A 350-nucleotide genomic window follows, 5' to 3' on the forward strand; every position below is an offset into this window, starting at 1 on the left:
TGATATAGGTGGTGATAAAGCTTTGCCGTACTTCAGCTTTGAGGAAGATAACCCTTATCTGGGTTGGCGTGGTATACGTTTTACACTTGATAATAGTAGTATTTTTCTGGCTCAGATTCGAGCGTTACTTCGTGCAAACCTTGGGATTGGCAATATGAAAATTATGTTGCCGATGGTTAGCCGTGTAGAAGAAGTGGATGCGTTCAGAGAGTTGCTTGACCAAGCAGTGGCTCAGCTACTTGCAATGGGGCTTAAAGTTGCAAAGCCAAGCGTGGGTATAATGGTAGAGGTGCCAGCAGCAATGATGGCCCTGCCACACCTATCAAAGCGAATTGACTTTATATCTATTG

1 protein-coding gene is annotated in these 350 nt (G+C 44.3%); it reads left to right on the forward strand.

What is annotated here, in order from left to right:
- Positions 1–350: putative PEP-binding protein (locus tag A3763_RS07600; protein ID WP_304440801.1), on the forward strand; the 350-nt coding region annotated here is incomplete at both ends.

Source organism: Oleiphilus sp. HI0128, assembly GCF_001635365.1.